At 62.1% G+C, this 19,533-nt stretch carries 18 protein-coding genes; 17 read left to right on the top strand and 1 reads right to left on the bottom strand.

Going from position 1 to position 19,533, the window contains the following annotated elements:
- Position 1: 1 nt before the first annotated feature.
- Positions 2-775 (top strand): MBL fold metallo-hydrolase, encoded by a 774-nt coding sequence (locus PQQ86_RS11995; protein ID WP_408266827.1) that lies wholly within the window; start codon positions 2-4, stop codon positions 773-775.
- Between the two features lie 154 nt (positions 776-929).
- On the opposite strand, the gene PQQ86_RS11990 is transcribed toward PQQ86_RS11995, so the two are convergent.
- Entirely contained in the window at positions 930-1,628 is a 699-nt protein-coding gene (locus PQQ86_RS11990) for a Bax inhibitor-1/YccA family protein (RefSeq protein WP_054038214.1), read from the bottom strand.
- A gap of 311 nt (positions 1,629-1,939) precedes the next feature.
- Here PQQ86_RS11990 and ndk point away from each other — a divergent pair, with 311 nt between their 5' ends.
- From ndk to PQQ86_RS11910, 16 genes are all read left to right on the top strand, one after another.
- Positions 1,940-2,365: a nucleoside-diphosphate kinase gene (ndk, locus tag PQQ86_RS11985; protein WP_012433533.1), complete on the top strand. Its 426-nt coding sequence runs from the start codon at positions 1,940-1,942 to the stop codon at positions 2,363-2,365.
- A 214-nt stretch (positions 2,366-2,579) separates the two neighbouring features.
- A complete protein-coding gene (gene rlmN, locus PQQ86_RS11980; RefSeq protein WP_408266824.1) occupies positions 2,580-3,731 on the top strand; it encodes a dual-specificity RNA methyltransferase RlmN in 1,152 nt (383 codons plus the stop codon).
- A gap of 216 nt (positions 3,732-3,947) precedes the next feature.
- On the top strand, positions 3,948-5,078 hold the full coding sequence (locus PQQ86_RS11975; protein ID WP_408266822.1) for a helix-turn-helix domain-containing protein: 1,131 nt from the start codon (positions 3,948-3,950) through the stop codon (positions 5,076-5,078).
- Between the two features lie 86 nt (positions 5,079-5,164).
- On the top strand, positions 5,165-6,481 hold the full coding sequence (gene ispG / locus PQQ86_RS11970; RefSeq protein WP_408266820.1) for a flavodoxin-dependent (E)-4-hydroxy-3-methylbut-2-enyl-diphosphate synthase: 1,317 nt from the start codon (positions 5,165-5,167) through the stop codon (positions 6,479-6,481).
- A 20-nt stretch (positions 6,482-6,501) separates the two neighbouring features.
- A complete protein-coding gene (gene hisS, locus PQQ86_RS11965; protein WP_408266819.1) occupies positions 6,502-7,842 on the top strand; it encodes a histidine--tRNA ligase in 1,341 nt (446 codons plus the stop codon).
- A gap of 66 nt (positions 7,843-7,908) precedes the next feature.
- Entirely contained in the window at positions 7,909-8,538 is a 630-nt protein-coding gene (locus PQQ86_RS11960; protein ID WP_154565141.1) for a YfgM family protein, read from the top strand.
- Positions 8,539-8,613: 75 nt separating this feature from the next.
- The gene (gene bamB / locus PQQ86_RS11955; protein ID WP_408266816.1) at positions 8,614-9,759 is read left to right on the top strand and encodes an outer membrane protein assembly factor BamB; all 1,146 of its coding nucleotides are present in this window, start codon (positions 8,614-8,616) and stop codon (positions 9,757-9,759) included.
- A 436-nt stretch (positions 9,760-10,195) separates the two neighbouring features.
- On the top strand, positions 10,196-11,533 hold the full coding sequence (gene der / locus PQQ86_RS11950) for a ribosome biogenesis GTPase Der (protein ID WP_408266814.1): 1,338 nt from the start codon (positions 10,196-10,198) through the stop codon (positions 11,531-11,533).
- Positions 11,534-11,686: 153 nt separating this feature from the next.
- Positions 11,687-11,923 carry an RNA chaperone Hfq gene (hfq, locus tag PQQ86_RS11945; RefSeq protein WP_006051315.1) on the top strand — a complete coding sequence of 79 codons (237 nt, stop codon included), beginning with the start codon at positions 11,687-11,689 and terminating at the stop codon, positions 11,921-11,923.
- 73 nt (positions 11,924-11,996) lie between these two features.
- The gene (gene hflX, locus PQQ86_RS11940; protein WP_408266811.1) at positions 11,997-13,169 is read left to right on the top strand and encodes a GTPase HflX; all 1,173 of its coding nucleotides are present in this window, start codon (positions 11,997-11,999) and stop codon (positions 13,167-13,169) included.
- Positions 13,170-13,218: 49 nt separating this feature from the next.
- Positions 13,219-14,598, top strand: a complete 1,380-nt coding sequence (hflK, locus tag PQQ86_RS11935; RefSeq protein ID WP_408266809.1) for an FtsH protease activity modulator HflK — start codon at positions 13,219-13,221, stop codon at positions 14,596-14,598.
- A gap of 12 nt (positions 14,599-14,610) precedes the next feature.
- Entirely contained in the window at positions 14,611-15,513 is a 903-nt protein-coding gene (gene hflC / locus PQQ86_RS11930; RefSeq protein ID WP_408266807.1) for a protease modulator HflC, read from the top strand.
- A gap of 44 nt (positions 15,514-15,557) precedes the next feature.
- Complete coding sequence (locus PQQ86_RS11925) at positions 15,558-15,749, top strand: DUF2065 domain-containing protein (protein WP_054041860.1); 192 nt, start codon at positions 15,558-15,560, stop codon at positions 15,747-15,749.
- A 242-nt stretch (positions 15,750-15,991) separates the two neighbouring features.
- Positions 15,992-17,143, top strand: a complete 1,152-nt coding sequence (locus PQQ86_RS11920) for an ATP phosphoribosyltransferase regulatory subunit (protein WP_093633521.1) — start codon at positions 15,992-15,994, stop codon at positions 17,141-17,143.
- A 201-nt stretch (positions 17,144-17,344) separates the two neighbouring features.
- Entirely contained in the window at positions 17,345-18,691 is a 1,347-nt protein-coding gene (locus PQQ86_RS11915) for an adenylosuccinate synthase (protein ID WP_093633520.1), read from the top strand.
- A 3-nt stretch (positions 18,692-18,694) separates the two neighbouring features.
- Positions 18,695-19,285 carry a phosphoribosyltransferase gene (locus PQQ86_RS11910; protein WP_054041857.1) on the top strand — a complete coding sequence of 197 codons (591 nt, stop codon included), beginning with the start codon at positions 18,695-18,697 and terminating at the stop codon, positions 19,283-19,285.
- Positions 19,286-19,533: the final 248 nt, after the last annotated feature.

The following is a 19,533-nucleotide window of genomic DNA, read 5'->3' as shown; positions in this document are numbered from 1 at the left end:
TGTGCGCTTCGCCAGTCTCGGCAGCGGCAGTGAAGGCAATGCCTTGCTGGTGGAAGCGCAAAGCGGCGCGACCACCACGTGCGTTCTGCTCGATTGCGGTTTTTCGGCCAAGGAAGTCGAGCGGCGTCTGACGCGGCTCGGTGCAGGCGTCGAGTGTCTCGACGCCATTCTGATTACCCATGAACACAGCGACCACATTGGCAGCGCGCTGACGCTGGCGCGCAAGTGGTCGATTCCGTTATACATGAGCTGGGGCACCGCCCGCGCGGTGGGCGCCGACGAAGCCGACGTCGACCTGCAGGTGCTGTGGGGCGACGAAGCGGTGGCGATCGGCGACCTCAGCATCCTCCCTTACACCGTTCCTCACGACGCCCGCGAGCCGCTGCAATACGTGCTCTCCAATGGTGCAAGCCGGCTTGGCGTGCTGACCGACGTTGGTACCTCCACGCCGCACATCAGCGCGGTGCTGAGCGGCTGTGACGCGCTGGTGCTCGAATGCAATCACGATGTGCGGATGCTGGCGGGTAGCCGGTATCCCCAATCGCTGAAGGCGCGTATCGGCGGCAATCACGGGCATCTAAACAACGAGGCGGCGGCTGAAATCCTGGCGTCGCTCGATCGCTCGCGCTTGCGCCACCTGGTGGCCGCCCATCTGAGTCAGCAGAACAACACGCCGGAACTGGCGCAGGCCGCCATGGCGGGTGTGCTGGGTGCCGCGCCGACCGAAGTGGTAGTCGCTTCTCAGGATGAAGGCTTCGCCTGGCTGAACTTGTGATCCGGCTCTGATTGCCTGGCATCTGACATAGCCATGGCCCGGCGATTCAACGCTGATATGCCGGCAGTGCAATGAAAAAAGCCCATGACGATTGCTCGCCATGGGCTTTTTTCTTCAAGGCCGGCGTTTCAGGCGCCCGCGCCTTGCGTCAGACTCAGTTGCGGTTGCCGCCGAAGATGCCGAGCAGCGCGAGCAGGTTGACGAACACGTTGTACAGATCCAGGTAGATCGCGAGGGTAGCGGTGATGTAGTTCGTTTCACCGCCGTTCACGACGCGCTGGACGTCGAACAGCATGTAGGCCGAGAAGATCACGATGGCCAGCACCGACACCGTCAGCATTAACGCCGGCAGGTGCAGGAATACGTTAGCGACCGAAGCCAGCAGCAGCACGATGACGCCCATGAACAGCCACTTGCCGAGACCTGAGAAGTCACGCTTGCTGACCGTGGCGATCGTTGCCATGGAGGCGAAGATCACACCAGTGCCACCGAAGGCCAGCATGATCAACGACGGGCCGTTCGAAAACCCGAGCACGAAGCTCAGGATGCGCGACAGCATCAGGCCCATGAAGAACGTGAAGCCCAGCAGCACGAACACGCCGATGGCGCTGTCTTTGGTTTTCTGGATGGCGAACATGAAGCCGAAGGCGATCGCGAAGAACGCCAGCATGCTCATGCCGGGGCTGGTGGCGGCGAACAGCGAGAAACCGGTTGCCACGCCTACCCAGGCGCCGAGCACGGTCGGAATCATGGACAGCGCGAGCAGCCAGTAGGTGTTCCGTAGTACGCGGTTGCGCGTTTCGACCGTGCTGACTGCGCCATTGCGGCCAAAGCTATACGGATGATCGTTCATGGTCTCTCCTTACCTCAGAAGCATGTTGCGTAATGGTTGTGCCGCGGGTTGCGCAGCAGGTGGTGCGTCAGGTAGTGCAGCGCCGGCCGGAATTCTTGCCGCCAGTCGCAGGGTGTCCATCCCTAAGATTGGCGCGGTGGCAGGGAGTTTCAATACCCAGAAAATGTCCACACGACCTACGCTACCAGTATTCAGAAACTCCTGCTTGGAGTCTTTCAATTCTGTAAGGGTTCAATCGCAATCATACACGGGAACATGCTACAATAGCGGATTCATTTGAATCTGTAACCTCTTAATTTTTTGGAGTTTTTATGGCGATCGAGCGCACCCTGTCGATTATCAAGCCGGACGCAGTGGCTAAGAACGTGATCGGTCAGATCTACAGCCGTTTCGAAAACGCTGGCCTGAAGATCGTGGCTTCGCGCATGGTCCACCTGTCGCGCGCTGACGCAGAGAAGTTCTACGCTGTGCACGCTGCACGCCCGTTCTTCAAGGACCTGGTCGACTTCATGATCTCGGGCCCGGTGGTCGTGCAAGCGCTGGAAGGCGAAAACGCGATCCTGAAGCACCGCGACCTGATGGGCGCAACGGACCCGAAGAAGGCAGAAAAGGGCACGATCCGCGCCGACTTCGCTGACAGCATCGACGCTAACGCGGTGCACGGTTCGGACGCCGCTGAAACGGCTGCAGTTGAAATCGCGTTCTTCTTCCCGCAAGTGAACGTCTACTCGCGTTAAGCGGGTTTGGGCAGGCTTGAGCGCGCCTGATCGCGCTTGACCTGTAAGGCGCTATCCGCGCGATTCGTGCGCTGCCGTTGGATTTGTCGCACGAATCCGCACGAACAGCCCGGCAAAGTAGTAAGGTAAAGCAGCAGGAATGGGCGCGAACGGCATTGCGTTCATGCAGCTTGTTGCATGAACGTAGTCTCGCACTGAAATGGCAGGATTCGATATGACGAGCAGTCCCACCGTCAACCTTCTCGACCTCGACGCCCAAGGGCTTGTCGCCTACTGCGACAGTCTGGGCGAGAAGCCGTTTCGCGCCAAGCAATTGCAGCGCTGGATCCACCAGTACAACGCTGCCGACTTCGACGGCATGACCGATCTGGCGAAGTCCTTGCGCGAAAAGCTCAAAGGGCGCGCAACGATCACAATGCCCGGCATCGTCAGCGACAATATTTCGACCGACGGCACACGCAAGTGGCTGATCGACGTCGGCAACAGCAACGCGGTTGAAACCGTATACATTCCCGAAGAAACGCGTGGCACGCTGTGCGTGTCGTCGCAGGCCGGGTGCGCGGTCAACTGCCGTTTCTGTTCGACCGGCAAACAGGGTTTCTCCCGCAATCTCACCACCGGCGAAATCATCGGCCAGCTGCGTATGGCCGAGTTCGCGCTGCGTGCGACGCGCGGCACGGACGGCGGGCGCGCCACGGGCGGTGATGGCAAAGGCGAGCGCGTTGTCACGAACGTGGTGATGATGGGTATGGGCGAGCCGCTGCTCAATTACGACGCGGTGGTGCCCGCCATGCGCCTGATGCTGGACGATAACGCGTACGGCCTGTCGCGCCGCCGCGTCACGCTGTCCACCTCGGGCGTCGTGCCCATGATGGACCGGCTTGGCGCCGATCTGCCGGTGGCGCTCGCGGTATCGCTACATGCACCGAGCGACCCGCTGCGCGACATGCTGGTGCCGCTGAACAAGAAGTATCCGCTGCGCGACTTGATGGCCGCTTGCCAGCGCTATCTGAAAGTCGCGCCGCGCGATTTCATTACGTTCGAATATTGCATGCTCGACGGCGTGAACGACAGCGAAGCGCAAGCGCGCGAATTGCTGGCGGTTACGCGCGACGTGCCGTGCAAGTTCAACCTGATTCCGTTCAATCCGTTCCCTGAGTCGGGCCTCATCCGCTCGAAGCCGGAACAGATCAAGCGGTTTGCACAAGTGTTGATGGACGCGGGCGTCGTCACCACAGTGCGTAAAACACGCGGCGATGATATCGACGCTGCCTGCGGTCAGTTGGCCGGTGCGGTGAAAGACCGCACGCGCCTCGCTGAGCGCACCGGGAAGGCGGCGAAGATTATTGAGGTGCGCGCCGTGTAATCGCGCGAGATAGTGGGGCACGAGCGTTCGGAGGAAAGGGATCCGGGCGCGAAAACCCTCCACGCCATCCGCGATTGAAAAAGAAAGTTTGCAGAAGCGATCGGAAGCGGCACACGAGGCCGCGCATTTTGTTATAAACGGTCTGCGATTCGGACGTGAGGCTTTGGCCCGTTCGGGTTGCACGAGTGAAAAAGAATCGACGCGAAAGGATTTGGGATGAGTGAGCCGCAGCACCCGCAGCCGCAGCCGCAGGACACAGACACAAACAAAGGCCATCCGGCGCCAGTCGCCCGGGCGGTGGTGCAGCCTGTTGTGCAGCCGGGCGCGGCGAGTTTTGATTCCCTGGCGGCAGTTGGCGCGCGCTTGACCCAATTGCGTGAATTGAAGGGCTGGACGATCGAAGACGTGTCGGCGCGCCTGAAGGTCTCCGTCACCAAGCTGCGTGCGCTCGAATCGGGCGACATCAGCCATTTGCCGGACACGACTTTTGCGCTCGGCGTGGTGCGCAGTTACGCGAAGATGCTCGGTGCCGATCCCACGCCGTTCACGCAGGCTTTGCGCCGCGAGAAGGGTGTGCCCGCGCCGGATCTGTCGATGCCGGCTTCGTCGGGCAAGGATTTGCCGCGCGGCCGCGTATCGCTGTCGCTCGGCGGCAGTGGGCAAAAGAGCCGCTCGTGGCTGTGGGGCATTGCAGCGGTGATCGTCGCGGTAATCGCGCTCGGCATGTGGCATACCAATGGCGGTGATTCGTCGGCATGGCTCGCACGATTGAAGGCGAGCGCTAACGGTGCCACGGGTGGCGCGACCGGCGCATCGGGCGCGGTGGCGCAAGGTCAGGCGGCAGGTTCCGAGGCAACCGCGGAAGACGCTGCTTCGGCCCCGGAAACGCAGGCAGCGGTGGATAACGCAGCGTCGGGTACGCCGATGCCCGCGCCGCTGGCGACCGGTGAGGCGCCGTCTCCCGCTCCGGCGGTCACTGCAGCAGCAGTCGCGCCGAAGGCCGGTTCGCAGGTCCAGGCGGTGGCGCAAGGCGCAAGCGCGCCGGTGGTCGCTGCGATAGGCGCATCGGCCGCAGCGGATACGGCGGCGCCGGCTGCGGGTGAGGCGATCATCGCGTTGCGCGTGACGCAGGACAGCTGGTTCAGCGTGCGTGGCAAGGACGGCAAGGAAGTGTTCTCCGGCCTCGTGCACGCAGGCGATACGAAGGAAGTAACGGGCGCGGCCCCTTTCAAGGTCACGGTCGGCAACAGGGCGGGTCTCGAGTCGCTTACGCTCGATGGTCAGCCAGTCGATCCGTCGAAATATTCGGCAGCCAAGGGTAACGTGGCGCGTTTCGCGTTGCCTTGATAGATACGGTATGCGTCGCGGCCAACCGGTTCGCGGCGCTTTTTCAATTCAGGCGCTACGTCTTTTGTGTGGCGCATGCGGCGTAAATGGGTTTTTCGATGCAATCCGAAGCTCAATCCCAATCCAGTAGCAAGATCGTTTCAAACGAGCCGGTGTTCGGTGGCCACGCCGCGCGGCGCAAGTCGCACGCAGTCGATGTGCGTTGGGGCGGTCAGCTTGTCACCATTGGCGGCGATGCGCCCGTGCGCGTCCAGTCGATGACCAACACCGACACCGCGGACGCGATCGGCACGGCGATCCAGATCAAGGACCTGGCGCAAGCCGGTTCGGAGCTGGTGCGTATCACGGTCAACACGCCGGAAGCGGCGGCGGCCGTGCCGGCTGTTCGCGAGCAGCTCGACCGCATGGGCGTGTCGGTGCCGCTGGTCGGCGATTTTCATTACAACGGCCATTTGCTGCTGCGCGATTACCCCGCGTGCGCGGAGTCGTTGTCGAAGTACCGGATCAACCCGGGCAATGTCGGCCACGGCGCGAAGCGCGACACGCAGTTCGCGCAAATGATCGAAGCAGCGGTGAAGTACGACAAGCCGGTGCGGATCGGCGTCAACTGGGGCAGCCTCGATCAGGACCTGCTCGCGAAGATGATGGACGAAAACGCCGCGCGTTCCACGCCGTGGGAAGCGCAGAGCGTGATGTACGAAGCGCTGATCCAGTCGGCGATTGGCTCGGCGGAGCGCGCGGTCGAAATCGGCCTGCCGCGCAACAAGATCATTCTGTCGTGCAAGGTCAGTGGCGTGCAGGATCTGATCGCGGTGTATCGTGAACTTGCGCGCCGTTGCGACTTCGCACTGCATCTCGGTCTGACCGAAGCGGGCATGGGGTCGAAGGGCATTGTGGCGTCGACCGCTGCGTTGTCGGTGTTGCTGCAGCAAGGTATCGGCGACACGATCCGTATCTCGCTGACGCCGGAGCCGGGTGGCCCGCGCACGGGTGAAGTGATCGTCGGTCAGGAAATTCTGCAGACCATGGGCCTGCGTTCGTTCACGCCAATGGTGATCGCGTGCCCGGGTTGCGGCCGCACCACCAGCACGCTGTTCCAGGAACTGGCGTCGCAAATCCAGACCTATCTGCGCACACAGATGCCAGTATGGCGCGATCAGTATCCTGGCGTCGAGAAGATGCACGTCGCGGTAATGGGCTGCATCGTCAACGGTCCGGGCGAATCGAAACAGGCGAATATCGGCATCAGCTTGCCGGGTTCGGGTGAAAATCCGGCTGCGCCGGTGTTCATCGACGGCGAGAAGGTCAAGACGCTGCGCGGCGACAACATCGCGCAAGAATTCCAGCAAATCGTGAGTGACTACGTCGAGCGCCGCTATGGCCGCGCCGAAGCACTCAACTAAATACCGCCGATCGAAGACAGATGACTGAACAGAAGAAAAAGCTCGAAAAGTTGTCCGGTGTGAAGGGCATGAATGACATCCTTCCGCAGGAAGCCGGGCTGTGGGAATTTTTTGAAGCGACCGTCAAGTCGCTGCTGCGCTCGTACGGATACCAGAATATTCGTACGCCGATCATCGAGCATACGCAGTTGTTCAAACGCGGTATCGGTGAGGTGACCGACATCGTCGAGAAAGAGATGTACAGCTTTACCGACGCATTGAACGGCGAAAATCTGACGATGCGCCCGGAAAATACGGCGGCTGTGGTGCGCGCGACGATCGAGCACAACATGCTGTACGACGGTCCGAAGCGTCTGTGGTACATCGGCCCGATGTTCCGTCACGAGCGTCCGCAGCGCGGCCGTTATCGCCAGTTCCATCAGGTCGGTGTGGAAGCGCTGGGCTTTGCCGGTCCGGACGCCGACGCTGAAATCATCATGATGTGCCAGCGTCTGTGGGACGACCTCGGCTTGATGGGCATCAAGCTCGAGCTCAATTCGCTGGGTCTCGTGGAAGAGCGCGCGGCGCATCGCGTCGAGTTGATCGCGTACCTCGAAAAGCACATGGACGTGCTCGACGAAGAGGCGAAGCGCCGTCTGTACACGAACCCGCTGCGCGTGCTCGACACGAAAAATCCGGCCATGCAGGAAGTCGCGCAGAACGCACCCAAGCTGATCGATTTTCTTGGTGAGGAATCGCGCGCGCACTTCGAAGGCCTGCAGCGCATTCTGAAGGCGAACAACATTCCGTTCACGATCAATCCGCGTCTCGTGCGCGGTCTCGATTATTACAATCTGACCGTGTTCGAGTGGGTGACCGACAAGCTTGGCGCGCAAGGCACGGTCGCGGCCGGCGGCCGCTACGATCCGCTGATCGAACAGCTTGGCGGTAAGCCGACGGGCGCATGTGGCTGGGCCATGGGTGTCGAGCGTATCCTCGAGTTGCTGAAAGAAGAGCAGCTCGTGCCGGAAGACGAGGGCTGCGACGTGTACGTGGTCCATCAGGGCGACGCGGCGCGCGAACAGGCCTTTATCATCGCCGAGCGTTTGCGCGATACCGGTCTCGACGTGATTCTGCATTGCAGCGCGGACGGTCAGACGGCGAGCTTCAAGTCGCAGATGAAGCGTGCTGACGCGAGCGGCGCTGCATTCGCGGTGATCCTCGGCGAAGACGAGATCGCCAACGGTACGGTCGGCGTCAAGCCGCTCCGTGATACAAGTTCTAACGGCGGTAAAAACGAGCAACATAACGTGCCCGCCGAAGACTTGACCGAATTTCTAATCAATGCGATGGTTGCAACCGCCGAAGACGGCGACGACTGATCGCGATGTCGTCGAGCCCCTTGGCTCGACACGCACACGTATCAAGAAAGAGGAAATCGCCGGGCGATGAGTTACCACGACGAACAAGAATCGATTGAAAGTCTGAAGGCATGGTGGACGCAGTGGGGCAATGCAACCACGTGGATTGTGCTAGTGGCCCTGGTTGCCGCCGCCAGCTGGAACGGCTGGAATTTCTGGCAACGGCGTCAGGCTGCGGAAGCTGCGGTGCTGTACGACCAGGTGCAGCAGGCCGTGGCATCGGGCGACAAGGCGAAGATCACGCGCGTTGCCACCGATATGGAAGACAAGTTCAGCCGCACCGCGTATGCGCAGATGACCGCGCTGGGCGCCGCCAAGGCGCTGTACGCCGCGGGTGACGAAGCTGCCGCGAAGGCCCAGTTGCAATGGACCATCGATCACGCAAAAGACGACGAGTTCAAGCAGATCGCCAAGCTCCGTCTGGCTTCGCTGCTGCTCGACGACAAGGCTTACGACCAGGGGCTCGCACTGCTCGCCGAACCGCAGTCCGATGCGTTCAAGGGCATTGTGGCGGATGGCCGCGGTGATCTGCTCGCCGCCCAAGGCAAGCGTGACGATGCGCGCGCGGCCTACAAGCTCGCCCTCGACTCGCTGTCGAAAAACGATAGCTCGGCTCGCCAGTTGATTCAGTTCAAGCTGGACGCGCTGGGCGGCTAATCGCCGCGTGCAGCGCGCCGCATGACACGACCAACCGGTCTCCTTTAACTCATTTCCTGAATGCTTCGTCCACCGATGAATCTGCTGAAACGTTACGCTGTGCCCGTTGCCTGTGCGATGACCGTCCTCACCATGGCGGCTTGCTCATCCACGAAAGACGAGCGCCGCGAGCCCACGCCGCTCACCGAGTTCAAACCCGTGCTCGACGTGCAGCAAGCGTGGAAGACGAGTGTCGGCAAGGCGGGTCGTTACCTGTTCTCGCCGGTCGCGGTCGGCAACGCGGTGTACGCGGCGGGCGCGAACGGCTCGGTTGCGAAGATCGACGCGCAAACCGGCAAGGACATCTGGCGCGTCAAGCTGCATGACGATCTGTCGGCCGGTGTCGGCAGCGACGGCACGCTCACGGCGGTCGGCGGCCTGAAGGGCGATGTCTACGTGCTCGGCGCGGACGGCAAACAATTGTGGACCGCCAAGGCGCCCGGCGAAATCATCTCTCCGCCGCTGGTCGGCAACGGCCTCGTGGTGGTGCGCACGGTTGACGGTCAGATCGTCGCGTTCAATGCGCAAACTGGCGAGCAGAAGTGGAATTATCGCAACCGCGCGGTGCCGCTCAACCTGCGCGTTTCCTCGGGCATGACGTTCGCGGGCGACGCGGCGGTGCTGGCTGGCTTCCCGGGCGGCGCGTTCGCCGCGATCAACCTGCAGACCGGCGACAACTACTGGCAGACCCCGGTGTCGTATCCGAAGGGCGTGACGGAAGTGGAGCGCATCAATGATGTGACAGGCCCGCCCACGCTGCTTGGTTCGGAAACTTGCGCGGTGACATTCCAGGGTCAGATTGGCTGCTTCGATGCGAACTCGGGCCGCGCGGTGTGGGAAAAGGCGTTCTCGAGCACGAGCGGTCTCGCGCAGGATGACCGTGCTGTGGTGGCGGCCGACGACTGGTCGGTGGTGTCGGCATTCGACGTCAGCAACGGCGCGACCCTCTGGAAGAACGACAAGCTGAAGAATCGCGAACTCAGCGTCCCGTTCATTCTGGGTCATGCCGCCGTGCTGGGCGACTATCAGGGTTACGTGCACTTCCTGTCGCGCGACGACGGCACGCTCGTGGCCCGTGTGAAGACCGACGGCAGCCCGATTACCGCGGCGCCGGTGCTGGCTGGCGAAACGCTGGTCGTGCTGACGCACGACGGCGACCTGTACGGCTACCGCCCGCGCTGATCGCGCAGGCTATTGGCAGTCAGGCGTCGTCAAGCGTGCAGGCCGGCTTCGCCGGCCGCACGTGTTTTTGTTGTATAGGTGGGCAATTAGAAATATTCCGCCGGACTGGCTGGTCCGGCAAGTCGGATCAGAAACGGCCCATGTGGCCATCGGTGGCTGCTTGCGGCGCCACCTTCGACGGCATCCCGGTCGATACCGCAGAGAATCGTATCGAACCGGCGTGTGAGCCGTTGAGCAAGAAAGACTGAAGCTGGCGGCCCATTGGCGTCGCCCCATACAGCCAAACCCCCGTCCGCCCGGGTGCGCATATTGACAGCACATCCGGGGTTGGCCGAATTCGTGATAATTTTCGTCAAAGGCTGCCGTGTAGCGGCCGCATGGCGTCGCTACGCGGGCCGTCGATTTCGATCCCGCGTTTCACCGTGAACAACATCTGATGAAACCCGTTATTGCCCTGGTTGGGCGCCCCAATGTGGGGAAATCCACGCTATTCAACCGTCTCACGCGTACACGTGATGCGCTGGTTGCCGACCTGCCCGGTCTCACCCGCGATCGCCATTACGGCGAGGGGCGCGCTGGCGACCGGCCCTATCTGGTCGTCGATACCGGCGGCTTCGAGCCGGTCGCGAAAGACGGCATCCTGCACGAGATGGCGCGTCAAACCCGCCAGGCGGTCGAGGAATCGGATGTCGTCGTGTTTATCGTCGACGGTCGCAACGGTCTCGCGCCGCAGGACAAGACGATTGCCGACTACCTGCGCAAGACTGGCCGGCCGATCTTCCTCGTCGTCAACAAGGCGGAGGGGATGAAGTACACCAACGTGGCCGCCGATTTCTACGAACTCGGTCTCGGCGACCCGCGCGCGATTTCCGCCGCGCACGGTGACGGCGTCACCGAAATGATCAATGAGGCGCTGGGTGTCGCGTACGCCGGGCAGCCGGAAGAAAGCGACGAGGAAAAACAGGCGCACGGCGTGAAGATTGCGATCGTCGGCCGGCCGAACGTCGGCAAGTCGACCTTGATCAATGCGCTGGTGGGCGAAGAGCGCGTGATCGCGTTCGACATGCCGGGCACCACGCGCGATTCGATCTACGTCGACTTCGAGCGTCAGGGCAAGCCGTACACGCTGATCGACACGGCTGGTTTGCGCCGCCGCGGCAAGGTGTTCGAAGCGATCGAGAAGTTCTCGGTGGTGAAAACGCTGCAGTCGATTTCGGACGCGAACGTCGTGATCCTGCTGCTTGATGCACAGCAGGATATTTCCGAACAGGACGCGCACATTGCTGGTTTCGTGGTGGAGCAGGGCCGCGCGCTGGTGGTGGGTGTGAACAAATGGGACGGGCTCGATTCGCATGTGCGCGAACGCACTAAGGCAGACATCGAGCGCAAACTAAAATTTCTCGACTTCGCCAAATTCCACTTCATTTCCGCCGCGGAAAAAACCGGAATCGGCCCGCTGATGCGTTCGGTCGACGACGCCTACGCCGCCGCCATGGCCAAGCTGCCGACGCCGAAGTTGACGCGCGCGCTGATCGAGGCAGTGGAATTCCAGCAGCCGCGCCGACGCGGTCCGGTGCGCCCGAAACTGCGTTACGCGCACCAGGGCGGACAGAATCCGCCGATCATCGTGATTCACGGCAATGCGCTCGATGCGATCACCGAAACGTACAAACGCTACCTCGAAAACCGCTTCAGGGAAACTTTCAAGCTGACTGGGACTCCATTGCGCATAGAGTTCAGATCGTCGACGAACCCTTACGCGGATAAAGGCTAAATCCAGGCTGAAACCCGCGTGTGTGTTGGGTTTGGCCGCGAGGCCGGCCCGCTCGCGCAAAAATGAAAATCGGCTATAGTGTAGCGGTTGACGGCGGATCTCTTTTTCTTCGTCGTCAATTCAGTCAACCTGCAAAAAAATACGGAGTTTGCTATGAGCAACAAAGGGCAATTGTTACAAGACCCGTTTTTGAACGCACTGCGTAAAGAGCACGTGCCGGTGTCGATCTACTTGGTCAACGGCATCAAGCTTCAAGGGAACATCGAATCGTTCGACCAGTACGTCGTGTTGCTCCGGAATACGGTCACTCAGATGGTTTACAAGCACGCAATTTCTACGGTCGTGCCTGCCCGTCCAGTGAATTTCCACCCGGATTCCGAACAGTCCTAATCCCCGTCCGCGGCCGGCGTAGCGTCGCCCGTTGGCGATTACTCCCGGCCGCCTTATTTTGATACCCTCTAATTTGATCAATGCAGCGCTTGTCGGCATCGACTTCGGTAAGATCGATTTCGAAGCCAGTCTGGAAGAACTCAGCCTGCTCGCGCAAAGCGCGGGCGCGAATCCCTTAGTCACCCTCACGGGGCGCCGGTCCAGTCCCGATGCCAAGATGTTTGTCGGCAGCGGCAAGGCCGAAGAATTGCGTCTTGCCTGTGAGGCGAACGACATCGAACTCGTCATTTTCAATCACGCTCTGGCACCTGCGCAGCAGCGCAATCTGGAGCAGGCGCTTAACCGCCGCGTGATCGATCGCACCAGCCTCATTCTCGATATTTTTGCGCAACGCGCCCGCAGCCATGAAGGCAAGCTGCAGGTGGAGCTCGCGCAGTTGCAGTATCTATCGACGCGGCTAATCCGCGCATGGACCCACCTTGAGCGCCAGAAAGGCGGTATTGGTTTGCGCGGCCCTGGTGAAACGCAGCTCGAAACCGACCGCCGTTTGATCGGCGAGCGCATCAAGGCGCTGAAGACCAAGCTCGAAAAACTGCGCCGTCAGCACGGCACGCAGCGGCGCGCGCGCAGCCGCAATCAGACGATGTCTGTGTCGCTCGTCGGCTACACGAACGCGGGCAAATCCACGCTCTTCAATGCGCTGACAAAGGCCCAGGCGTACGCCGCCGACCAGCTGTTCGCCACGCTGGATACCACGTCCCGCCGTGTCTATCTCGGCGACGAAGCCGGCCAGGTGGTGGTATCCGACACGGTTGGTTTCATTCGTGAATTGCCTCACCAACTGGTGGCGGCTTTCCGCGCCACGCTCGAGGAAACCATCCACGCCGACCTGCTGCTGCATGTGGTCGACGCGTCGAGCGCCGTGCGCCTCGATCAGATCGATCAGGTGAACGAGGTGTTGCACGCAATTGGTGCGGATACGATCCGTCAGGTGCTGGTGTTCAACAAGATCGACGCCGTGCCAGAGTTGGCGGCCCGTGGCGACGCGGTCGAGCGGGATGAGTATGGTAATATTTCGCGCGTCTTTTTGAGCGCGCGCACGGGACAAGGGCTGGATACATTGCGCGCTGCCATCGCTGAAATCGCTACTGCCGAACCTCTCTCCGATCCGCTGGTCGATCTGTCGGAAGAAGACCGGTCGGCAGCACCGCGCGAGGACCGTAAGGTCTCAGAACTCGGGCACTGACCCGCTCCAATTGCACTGACCCGCTGTCTACTCTGGTGAACGAACACAGGTGAACGATTACAACGAGCGGAGTATCTGGCTGCGCATGCGCGCCATGCTTTCACTGAACGATCCGCGCTGGGGCCGGGGCGACGGCAATGGTAATGGCGAGCGCCAACGACCCAACGAACCCAAGCGGCCGCCGGCCAAGGACGGTGAAGGCCCGCCCGATCTCGACGAGATGTGGCGCGATTTCAACCGCCGTTTGAGCCGGGTGTTCGGCCGCAAGGGCGGCGGTGCGGGTGGTGGCCGTCCGGATAACGGTCGCGGCGCGCGCATTGGCGTGGGCATCGTAATCGGCGTGTTGATTGCGATCTATCTCGGCAGCGGCGTGTTCGTTGTGCAGGATGGCCAGGCCGGCGTCGTGATGCAGTTCGGCAAGTATCGCTACACCGCGGGGCAGGGTGTGCATTGGCGCCTGCCGTATCCGTTCGAAGCGCACGAACTCGTCAACATCGGCCAGATCCGCCAGGTGGAGATCGGCCGTAACAACGTGGTACGTCTCGCTAACGTGAAGGACGCGTCGATGCTCACGCACGACGCCGATATCGTCGACGTGCGCTTTGCCGTGCAGTACCAGGTGAGCAAGCCGACCGATTATCTCTTCCGCAGCGTCGATCCCGATCAGAGCGTGATGCAGGCCGCGCAGGCGGCAGTGCGCAGCATCGTTGGTGCGCGCAGCACCAACGACATCCTCTATCAGGATCGCGAAACAATTCGCCAGCAACTGATGGCGTCGATTCAGCAATCCCTGGATGAATACCAGTCCGGTCTCGCCGTGACCGGTGTGACGATTCAGGGCGTGCAGGTGCCCGACCAGGTGCAGGCCGCTTTCGACGATGCCGCCAAAGTGCGTCAGGACAACGAACGCGCCAAACGCGACGCGCAGGCCTATGCCGCGGAGCTGCTGCCGCGCGCGCAAGCGGATGTGGCGCATCAGGTCGACGAAGCGAAAACGTATAGCGACAAGACGGTGACCCAGGCGCAAGGCGATGCCGAGCGCTTCAAGCAGGTCTACGCGCAGTACTCGAAAGCGCCCGCTGTGATTCGCGAGCGCATGTACCTGGAAACCATGCAGCAGATCTATTCGAATACGACCAAGGTGTTTGTGGACAGCAAGAGCGGCAACAACGTGTTGTATCTGCCGCTCGACAAGCTGGTCGAGCAGACTCGCCAGCGCGTTGCGGACGCTGCTGCAGCCGCTTCCGGCGCTGCCGTTACGTCGGGCGCCGCCGCGCCGCAAGCCGCGAGCAGCGCCACCACACCGGCCGCTGCTGCTTCCGCTCCCGCCGCGGTTGCGACGCCAGCCAGCCAGGCCGCCGCCAGCAGCGACGCACTGCGTTCACGCGACTCCTTCCGCAGCCGTATGCGCGAAGACGACGTTCAATAAGGAGCGCACAACATGAACAAGATCATCGCGCTCGTCGTTGCCGTTGTCATCGTGCTGTTTGCCGCGTCGTCGATGGTATTCGTGGTCGACCAACGGCATATGGCTGTGCTGTCCTCGCATGGCGACACCGCGCCCGAACTGCTCGGCCCGGGCCTGCACGTGAAATTGCCGCCGCCGTTGCAAACGGTCACGGTGGTCGATAACCGCATCCAGTCGCTCGACGCGCCGGATGAAGACCGCTATGTCACGTCGGACAAAACCGACCTGCTGGCCAACCCGGTCATCAAATACCGCGTAACCGATCCGCTAAAGCTGCTCGCCGAAACCCGCGGCGATGTGCAAAGCCTGGCGGATCGCCTCGCGCTGCTGTCGCGCAGCGCGCTCGGCGACGCGTTCGCCAAGGTCACGCTGACCGATGCGCTGGCGAAGCAACAAGCCGTCGCGGACGAAGCGCGCGGCACGATGAGCAAAGCCGCGGCATCGCTGGGCGTTTCGGTGCTCGACGTGCAACTGACGCGCGTCGATTTCCCGGCCACGATGGCCGACTCGGTCTACAAGCGGATGATCGCCGCACGCGAGCAGGCGGCGGCCGACGAACGTGCGAAGGGCACGGCCGAGGCCGACCAGATCAAGGCGGATGCCGTCAGCCAGCAGCAGGCGATTCTTGCGGACGGCTATCGGCAGGCGCAGACCATCAAGGGCGAGGGCGATGCCAAGGCAGCGGAAATCGCGGCCGAGGCATACGGCAGCGATCCGCAGTTCTACCAGTTTTATCAAAGCATGCAGGCGTACAAGAATACCTTCAAGCCAGGCGACGTGATCGTGGTCGACCCGAGCAGCGAGTTCTTCCGCTTCATGCGTAGCCCGACCGGTGGCGCCGCCCCGGACGCTCCCGCGGCACCGCGCAAACACTGATAACCGGAAGGCCGCGGCATCCGCATCGCGGCCCCTTCATTCGCATGGACATAGCCGGCTCGTTACTGCTCGCGATCGCATTGATGCTGATTATCGAAGGGATGTTTCCCTTCGTTTTTCCGAGCGCCTGGCGCGACACGTTCCGTAAAATAGCGGAACGGCCCCCGCATCAGATTCGCGTCGGCGGGCTGGTCGTGATGGTGCTCGGGTTGATCCTGCTGTTTATCGTGACCTGAAGGCGCTGTATAGCGCCACCGCTGCGTGCCGCGTTGCGTTGGCCCCCGTCTGCGCGGCATCAGCGGCGTGGCAACAGCGAGCGTTCAGCGGCGCGGGCCAGGAAGCTGGCTCAAGGGATGCGAAGGGCCGCGAAGGCCGTTCCGATACCCGCGACAGCCGCCAGAATAGAGCCGTCGCCCGCCATTCACACACACTTACCGGCGCACCCAGCCGCCGTGTTCAACGTCGTAGGACTGTATCGATGTCGACCTGGTTACTTCCCGAGAATATCGCCGACGTGCTGCCGTCGGAAGCCCGCAAGATCGAAGAGTTGCGGCGCCATTTACTGGACCGTTTCCGCTCGTACGGCTATGAGATGGTGATGCCGCCGCTGCTCGAGTACATCGAGTCGCTGCTCACCGGCGGCGGGCAGGATCTGAATCTGCGCACGTTCAAGCTCGTCGATCAGATGTCCGGCCGCACGCTCGGTCTGCGCGCCGACATTACGCCGCAGGTTGCGCGTATCGACGCGCACCTGCTGAATCGCCAGGGCGTGACGCGTCTTTGCTATGCCGGCAACGTGGCGCATACGCGTCCGCGCGGCCTGCACGCCACGCGTGAGCAGATCCAGATCGGCGCGGAAATCTACGGTCACGCCGGTCTTGAAGCGGATCTGGAAATCCAGCAGTTGATGCTCGACGCGCTGCGTCTGGCGGGCCTCGCGAAAGTGCGGCTCGATTTGTGTCATGCCGGCGTGCTCGCCGCGCTGATCGAAGCGGAGCCCGCAGCTGCAGAGCTGGGGCAATCTCTCTACGACGCGTTGGCCGGCAAGGACGTGCCGCGCCTCGTCGAGCTGACGGCCAATCTGACACCGGTCACGCGCGACGCATTGCGCTCGCTCCCCACGCTCTACGGCGACGCGTCGGTACTCGACGAAGCCCGTGCACGCTTGCCGAACGCACCGGCTATCGCCCGCGCGCTCGACGATCTCGCATTCCTCGCGAGCCAGGTGGACGGCGCCGAAGTGATGATCGACCTGGCCGATCTGCGCGGCTACGCGTACCACAGTGGTGTGATGTTCTCGGCTTATGTGGACGGCGTGCCGAATGCGGTTGCGCGCGGCGGCCGTTACGACCACGTTGGCCAGGCCTACGGCCGTGCGCGTGCGGCAACCGGCTTCTCGCTCGATCTGCGCGAAGTTGCTCGCATTTCGCCCGTCGAAGCCCGCAGCAGCGCGATTCTCGCGCCGTGGCAGCATGACGACGCGTTGCGCGTGAGCGTCGCCGCACTGCGCGATGCCGGTGAAGTCGTGATCCAGGCGCTACCCGGCCACGAGCACGATCTGGACGAATTCGCCTGCGACCGCGTGTTGGTCGAGCGCAACGGCGCGTGGGTCGTCGAACCCCGTTCCTGAGCGCGAATCGATAGACCGCCTGAGGGGCTCCCAAGGGCATTTCAGAAGGCGTCCAAAGCGTCGCCGGACCCGGCGCGGCCACCCGCCGCGCTATTTTCCCTATACCCAACATAACGTGCATACCGTTGAGCGGAAACGGAAAAATTCGGAAGGTTCCGCGAACATAGGTAGAATACGTTTTTAACCAGCTTACGAAACAACATGTCTGCCAGCGCAGTGAATGTGAACCCCGGGCGCAACGTCGTCGTCGTGGGGACCCAGTGGGGTGATGAAGGCAAGGGCAAGATCGTCGACTGGCTGACGGACCACGCTCAAGGCGTCGTTCGCTTCCAGGGCGGTCACAATGCCGGTCACACGCTTATCATCGGCGGCAAGAAAACCATCTTGCGTCTGATTCCGTCGGGCATCATGCATCCCGGTGTCGCGTGCTACATCGGCAATGGCGTCGTGTTGTCGCCGGAAGCGCTGTTCAAGGAAATTGGCGAGCTCGAAGCCGCCGGGGTCGATGTTCAGAATCGCCTCTTCATTTCCGAAGCCACCACCCTGATCCTGCCGTACCACATTGCCATCGACCAGGGCCGCGAAGCGCGCCGTGGCGCGAGCAAGATCGGCACCACCGGCCGCGGCATCGGCCCGGCCTACGAAGACAAGGTGGCGCGCCGCGGTTTGCGTGTGCAGGACCTGTTCGAGCCGGAAAGTTTCGCCGAACGTCTGCGTGAAAATCTCGACTATCACAACTTCGTGCTGACGCAATACCTGGGCGTCGCAGCAGTCGACTTCCAGCAAACGCTCGACACGATGCTGAGCTATGCAGATCGTCTGAAACCGATGGTGACCGACGTGTCGCGCCGTCTGTACGACGAAAACGCCGCCGGCAACAACCTGCTGTTCGAAGGTGCACAAGGCACGCTGCTCGACATCGACCACGGCACCTATCCGTACGTCACGTCGAGCAACTGCGTGGCCGGTGCGGCTACTGCGGGCGCAGGCGTCGGTCCTCAAAAGCTGAACTACATTCTCGGCATCACCAAGGCGTATTGCACGCGTGTCGGTTCGGGTCCGTTCCCGAGCGAACTGTACGACGCGGATAACGCCGCGCGTCAGGAACCGATCGGCCTGGAACTCGCCAAGGTCGGCAAGGAATTCGGCTCGGTCACCGGTCGTCCGCGCCGCACCGGCTGGCTCGACGCCGCCGCGCTGCGCCGCTCGATCCAGATCAACGGCGTGTCGGGTCTGTGCATGACCAAGCTTGACGTGCTCGACGGCCTCGACGAAGTGAAGCTGTGCGTCGGCTACACGGTCGACGGCAAGAACATCGACCTGCTGCCGCGTGGCGCATCGGAAGTCGCGCGTTGCGTGCCGGTGTACGAAACCTTCGCGGGCTGGAAGGAAAGCACCGTCGGCATCACGGAATGGGACAAGCTGCCGGCCACCGCGCGTGCGTATCTGACGCGTGTGCAGGAAGTCGCGGGCATTCCGATCGACATGGTGTCGACCGGTCCGGATCGCGACGAAACGATTCTGCTTCGTCATCCGTTCAAGGTTTAAGCCATGGTGCAAGGTGTACCCATGATTGCGATGAAAGATCCGCGCAATGACGACAAGAACCTGTGGGTCGGCTGGGACGAGTATCACCGGCTGATCGAACTGCTGGCGTTGCAGGTGCATGAATCGGGCTGGAAGTTCGACAAGATTCTGTGCCTCGCGCGCGGCGGTTTGCGCGTCGGCGACCAGCTCTCGCGTATTTACGATCTGCCGCTGGCGATTCTCGCCACCAGTTCGTATCGTGAGGCGGCAGGCACGGAGCAGGGCGAGCTCGACATCGCGCAATACATCACGATGACGCGCGGCGAGTTGCACGGCAATGTGCTGCTGGTCGACGATCTGGTTGATTCGGGTGTGACGCTGGCACGCGTGCAGCAGCATCTGAAGGAACGCTATCCGGCGATCACCGCGGTGCGCTCGGCGGTGCTCTGGTACAAGGGCTGCTCGAAAGTGAAGCCTGACTACCATGTGCAGTATCTGCCGACCAACCCGTGGATTCACCAGCCGTTCGAGGAATGGGACACGGTTCGTCCGCATAATCTCGGCGCGTGGATCAAACGCGGCATGCAGCAGGACCAGGAGTCGTCGGGCACGTGATGCGCGCTACGACGTCGTGTGTATCGCGTCGTATCCCGTGCAGTGTCTGCAAGACGGAGCCCGATTGGGCTCCGTTTTTTTATGTGCGTTATATGTCCGCCGTATGTCCCGCGAAGGGCACCTCGCAAAACGCGCATGCCGCGCCGACGAAACGTCTGACGCAGCAGACGCGCCTAAATCGCAGTGCTACACTGCGCGGACCATCCACGTGGTGTATCCACAACAAGCCGGGCGGCGCTAGGCGGGCA

This window comes from Paraburkholderia sediminicola, assembly GCF_046026675.1.
GTDB lineage: Bacteria > Pseudomonadota > Gammaproteobacteria > Burkholderiales > Burkholderiaceae > Paraburkholderia > Paraburkholderia sediminicola_F.
This window is presented reverse-complemented; position numbering and strand designations above follow the sequence as displayed.